This is a genomic window from Acidobacteriota bacterium, from assembly GCA_021161905.1.
Lineage (GTDB): Bacteria > Acidobacteriota > B3-B38 > Guanabaribacteriales > JAGGZT01 > JAGGZT01.
This window is the reverse complement of record JAGGZT010000043.1, coordinates 1-5,794: the sequence shown is the minus strand read 5'-3', so window position 1 is coordinate 5,794 and position 5,794 is coordinate 1. Positions and strand designations below refer to the sequence as shown.

General features: G+C 49.4%; 6 protein-coding genes. 5 read left to right on the top strand and 1 reads right to left on the bottom strand.

Translation table 11 applies throughout. The annotated features are described in order from the left end of the window. Nucleotides 1–385, top strand: a 385-nt coding sequence (locus J7L64_06035) for a prolyl oligopeptidase family serine peptidase (protein MCD6451901.1), incomplete at its 5' end; no start/stop codon positions are given. Nucleotides 386–589: 204 nt separating this feature from the next. Next, a complete protein-coding gene (locus J7L64_06030; protein ID MCD6451900.1) occupies nt 590–979 on the top strand; it encodes a hypothetical protein in 390 nt (129 codons plus the stop codon). Nucleotides 980–988: 9 nt separating this feature from the next. Here J7L64_06030 and J7L64_06025 read toward each other — a convergent pair whose 3' ends face one another. Then, nucleotides 989–1,186 (bottom strand): hypothetical protein, encoded by a 198-nt coding sequence (locus J7L64_06025; GenBank protein MCD6451899.1) that lies wholly within the window; start codon nt 1,184–1,186, stop codon nt 989–991. Between the two features lie 43 nt (nt 1,187–1,229). On the opposite strand from J7L64_06025, the gene J7L64_06020 reads away from it, so the two are divergent. From J7L64_06020 to J7L64_06010, 3 genes are all read left to right on the top strand, one after another. After that, nucleotides 1,230–2,087 (top strand): hypothetical protein, encoded by an 858-nt coding sequence (locus J7L64_06020; GenBank protein ID MCD6451898.1) that lies wholly within the window; start codon nt 1,230–1,232, stop codon nt 2,085–2,087. A gap of 369 nt (nt 2,088–2,456) precedes the next feature. Continuing rightward, nucleotides 2,457–4,193: a tetratricopeptide repeat protein gene (locus J7L64_06015; GenBank protein MCD6451897.1), complete on the top strand. Its 1,737-nt coding sequence runs from the start codon at nt 2,457–2,459 to the stop codon at nt 4,191–4,193. 215 nt (nt 4,194–4,408) lie between these two features. Then, a partial coding sequence (locus J7L64_06010) for a PD40 domain-containing protein (GenBank protein MCD6451896.1) occupies nt 4,409–5,794 on the top strand: 1,386 nt, incomplete at its 3' end.

The window sequence follows — 5,794 nt, the reverse complement described above, 5'->3', positions numbered from 1 at the left end:
GTTCAAGAGACCGGATGTATTCAAAGCAGGCGGCTCGGTGGCAGCGGTGAACGACTGGCGAAACTACAACCTCTGGTACACCACCCAGCGGTTCGGTTTCCCCAAGGAAAACGAGAAGGCATACGAGATAAGCTCTCCCATCACTTATGCGGATAAGTTGAAGGGGCATCTACTCATCGTCCATGGGATGGCGGATAACAATGTCCACTTCCAGGATACGGTACAGCTGATCCAGAAGCTGATCGATGCCAAGAAGTACAACTTCGAGGTGATGATCTACCCCAAGGAACGGCACGGCTTCTCCCGGGATGAGAGTATGATCACCCTCTTCCATCGAATAACGGATTTCTTCCTTTGCTACCTGGGGAGGGGACCGGTTAAATAGGGAGAAGCGAACCTTACAACCGGTTTTCTCCCGGGTATAGACAAAAGGGGGCGGTAATTCCGCCCCTTCTTTTTTATCGCTTCCCACCAAAATTTCCCCTTAAAAACCACAAAAAACCTCCTCCTGACAAAAGATGACATTCCTAAAGCTTATAACTACAGATGATGGGTAGGACGAATTGCAAACCAACAAAAAGGAGGAGCGATGAGAAAGAAACTTTTGGCATTAGGATTATTATTGATGTTGTTTCTTTCTTCCTCCTGCTCCGATTCTGGAAGCACGCCAAGCACTCCCACCGCACCACCTCCGCAGGCTAACTGTGTACTAACCAAAGACCCGCTAATAGTGGGAGATATTCTCAGTGGATACTGGAGCATATCCGGTTCGGTGAAGAACATCGGGGACGGCGTTGCCCGCAATGTGAAGATCACCTTCTACTTCTATTACAATCAGACCGATACCGTGCCCTTTGCCTCTGCCTTCTCTTATACCACGCCATCCACCCTTCAGCCAGGGCAGGAAGGGACATATTCCATCGTTAAGCAGATATGGGTATCCACACTCTACTGGGACTACAAGATAACCTGGGATTAAAGCTCTCCCTCACCTCGCATCATTATCAAGGCTTCCCCTCCCTTCGGGGAGGGTTTTTATCACCACGACACCGACGGAAGGAGGAACACCCGTTCTACATTTTCTTTCTATCCTCTCGCTCGCCCATCTCCTTTTGAACCTCCCAAGAAAGATATTGAACCTCGCCCGGGCACGGGAAACAGCCGAGGAAGGAAACGATCTATCCAAGAAAAGCTCGCGGTTGTGGTCTATACTCGGAGTCTATTTAGAGATGGGCGAGAGGGACAAAGCGGATGAGATATTAGCCGAAATGGCGAAGATAGCCGAAGAGATCAAACCGCCTCAGGATAAAACCGAAGCATTATTAAACCTGGTTCGGGGATACACAAAAACGAGGAGATATGATGAAGCCTTCACGATAGCCCAAAAGCTACCTGATGACTTTCCACTCAAGACTCGCGCCTTAAGGGAGATAGCCAAAAGTTGTGTGAAATCGGGGGAAAGGGATAAAGCGATCGAGATCACGAGGAAAGCCTATAAGATGGTGAATGTTATCCAAGATCCTGTTCTCAAGGGAGAGAAGTTGATCGATATAGCGGATATGGAGAACGAAATAGGCGAGAAGGATAAAGCGAAGAAGAATCTAAGTGAAGCTCTTGGTTTAATCGAGAAAAGAAAAGACAGTTGGGGCAAGACCAGAGCCCTCATTTGGATAGCTGCCGTTTATGGGGAGATGGGGGAAAAGGAGAGGGCTTTAGATGTCCTCCAGCGGGCGTCCGCGTCCACCGGGGAGCTTCCTTCCTTCGCGGGGAAAGAGATATGTGATGTGTACCTCCAGCTGGGAGCATACGGTGAAGCCTACAAGGTGATCAAGAGGGCACCCAACGACGCCACCAAGGTGGAGGTGATAACAGAGATCGCGAGCAAATATGCCGAGGCGGGGAAGAAGGATAAAGCAAGCGATCTACTTTATCGGGCGCTGAAGATAGCGAGGACCATAGAGCATCCCGATGAACAAATAATGGCACTGGTTGCCATAGACGGCGCCTACCGGAAGGCGGGGCTTGCTTTTGAGAAAAAAGGGAAGAAGGTTCTGGTGAAAATCTTAAACGATCTTAAGAAGAAATAGCTCAGAGCCTGTCTCATTTTTCGTTCTTCTTACAATTCAAGCAGAGGAGCAAAAGAGGGGGATGGGGGTATCCCTCTTTCCCCTTATTTTCTTTTGGGGCGGGGTGTAAAAATTCATTGACAGGGGGAAGGTCCATCCGGTAATAAATAGGTAAAATCATCTAACAAGGGAGAAAAAGCGGGATTTATTTTGCTTGGTAAATTTCTTATCGGAAAGGGATTAAGGAAAAAGGAAAAGAATAGTGCTTTTTGTTTCCACCTTCCATCTGGGGAATAGGGGAAGGGGTTCTTTTAAGAGTAGCAAAGAATTATTCCCATCTTTAGAGAGCCTCGCCCTCAGCAGATAGGAAAGCTATAAGGAGGGGCTATTATGAAAATCGCCATCTCTATCCTCGAGCTAATCCCCCGATTTTTCTACGATCTATATGCAAGGCTTAAACCTTACTATAAATGGCTTCCTTGGATTATATTAGCGTTTCTCCCCTTCATATTAATCGAACCTATCAGATACTTTTGGCGGAAACGAAAGGAGAAAAAAGACAAACTCAAAAAGTATTATAAGGTTGTCTGGAAAAAGGGATCAGAGCTAAAGCCAGAGGAAATATTAGAACAAAGAGGGAACAAGGAACGATACGGTTTTAACGAATACTATCATAAAAGGGAGTGCGATGAGCTCATTAAGGATAAAATAATAAACAACCAGAATGTCCTCATAACAGGCAACCCCTTAGCAGGAAAAACGAGGTCCATCTATCAAGCGCTTCTGGAATTGAAGAGCCACAAGGTCTTAATCCCCGAGGTGGGGGATATCAAACCGGAGGATTTCCTTATCCCTCCCCTTCGGGGTAAGGGGGTTCTCTTTCTCGACGACCTAAACAAGTTCGTGGGGAAGCAGAACTTCGAATATCTCATTAGCGAATTTTTGAAACGAAAGATCCCGATAATCGCCACCTGCCGTTCTGGTCCGGAATACGAGCAGATATGGAAGAAGCTGGAGGAGAAGCTCTCCTTAACATTTGGCGACCCCATAGAGATCCCCAAGGTATCTCGGGAGGAGGGGGAGAAGATAGCAAAAGAGACGGGAAAGGACGAGCTACCAGAGAGCTTTGATGGCACTATCGGCTCCATCTTTCTCCCCCTCGTTGTGATGAGTAATCGGTTCAAATCCCTGCAACCGGAAGAAAGGGGAATCCTACTTTCTCTCAAGCGCCTCCATTTAGCGGGCATCTACCGGGAGAGGGATATATATTCCACCGAGAGGGTGAAGCTGGTCTGTCAAAAGAAAGATGGAATAGAAGGGAAGCCCTACCAATGGCAGGAATGGTTCAAGAACCTGGAGAAGAACGGGTTCATAGAGCTTATGGGGGATGAAGAGTGCCGGGTTGAGGAGGCTTACCTCGAGCGGGTAGTGGAAGAGAAGATAGACCCGGTGGAGAACTTCTTTAAGGAGATGACCGCTATATTTGTCAACGACCCTGAGGCGTTAGTCAATGTTGGGGTACAAGCTTACATTGCAGGGAAGATATTAAGGAAACCAGGGTATCTAAAGATTGCCGTCTCCGCTTTTAAAAAAGCACTCAAGGTTTATACCCCAGAAAAATTTCCTTACGAGTACGCATTGACACAGTACAACCTGGGAACCGCTTACGGAACTCTCGCCGAGGTGGAAAATAAAAGGGAAAACTGCACAAAGGCAATCAACGCCTATAACCAAGCTTTTGAGGTCTATACCATAGAAAAATATCCCTACGATTACGCAGGGACACAGAACAACCTGGGAAACGCTTACTTAACTCTCGCCGAGGTGGAAAATAAAAGGGGAAACTGCATTAAGGCAATCAATGCCTTTAACGAAGCTCTTAAGGTCTTTACCATCGAAAAATACCCCTACGAATACGCAACGACACAGTACAACCTGGGAAGCGCTTACCACACTCTCGCCAAGGTGGAAGATAAAAGGGAAAACTGCAGAAGGGCATACAAAGCCTATAAAGAAGCGCTTGAGATTTGTAAAAGGCTAAGTCTTACAGGACTTCAACAGATGGCGGAGCATAATATCAAGGCTCTTAGCCAATTCTGTAAGGGAGAGCTGGACCTCCCAGGGTAGAGGAAAACATCCTTCCTCCTAAAAAGCGTTTATCCCCATCCTATCAGGTAAAAAGTGAACCCTACCCTCCCTTTATTCCCACCAGGAGCCCCCGACTTAGCGGGAGAAGTTTTGAACGCTGAGGGGTCTTAAAGCTTCTTACCGTTCAGAAATCTCTTTCCTAAATCGAGTGATGGTGGTAGATTCGGATGAAAAAGCAAAAGAAAGGAGGAGCGATGAAGAGATACGGTTTAGTGGTAGCCATCTTGATGGTCCTTTCCTCCATCTCCGCCTTCCCCCTGGATAAGGCGGTTGGAGCCCGCTACCCCGCCTTATCCCCGGACGGGAGGTACATCGCCTTCTCCTACCTCGGCGATATCTTCGTGGTAGGAAGAGAGGGAGGAAAGGCGACGAGGATCACCGACCACATCGCCTACGACCGCTCGCCGATATTCTCCCCGGACGGCAAATACATCGCCTTCAGCTCGAACAGGTGCGGGAACTACGATGTCTTCATCGTGAGAAGGGAGGGAGGCATCCCCCGACAGCTCACCTTCCACTCCGCAAACGACATCGCCACCTCGTTCACCCCGGACGGCAAGTACATCCTCTTCCAATCGAACCGGGAGAACAGAAGCAGTCTCTACCTCGTGCCCGTGGCTGGAGGAACACCGAAGCGGGTGATACCCGGCTTCTTCACCACCCTGGCTAACGGCAAGGTCTCACCAGATGGGAGATACATCATCTTCACCGAGGGAACGGAGGCAACCGCTTTCTGGTGGCGGAAGGGATACCGGGGAAGCTTCAGCGCAGAGATCTGGCTTTACGATCTCAAAACAAAGAAGCTCCGCAAGCTCACCGAATACGAGGGGAACGATTCCTATCCCCTCTTCGCCCCGGATGGAAAGACCTTCTACTTCACCTCCGACAGATCGAAGCGCGGTGTTTATAACATCTGGGAAAAGGGGATAGAGAAGGGAGCGCTCCGGGAGATCACCCACTTCAAGAAGGATGGGGTGCTTAACCCATCGATCTCGGCTAACGGAAGGTACCTGGCATACGAGCACAACTTCCGCATCTACACCACCGACCTTAAAACCGGGAAGACGCGCGAGGTGCCGATCGAGATCGCAAGCGACCTCAAGGAAAACCTGGTGGTGAAGAAGAAACTGGGGAACGATGTCTCCGAGTTCGCCCTATCACCCGATGGGAAGAAGATCGCCTTCATCGTGCGGGGCGAGGTATTCGTGATGGACAGCAAGGGGAAGTACAAACGGCGGATCACGAGGACGCCGAGCAGGGAAAAGGAGGTGAGCTTTGCCCCGGATTCCCGGACCATCGTCTACACCTCGGCGCGGAACGGAAACGATGATATCTTCATCGCCGATGCCCTAACCGGAAAGGAGACCCAGCTTACCAACTCGCCCGAGCAGGAGTTCCACCCCAAGTTCTCGCCCGATGGGAAGAAGATCGCTTACTACATCGGGAAAAGGAAGATCGCCATCATCCCCAAGAAGGGAGGAAAACCGGAGATACTGGTCGATGCGGATATCGGCGGGATATTCGGCGGCGATTTCAGCTTCTCCCCTGATTCCCGTTTCATCGCCTATACGGTGATGAGG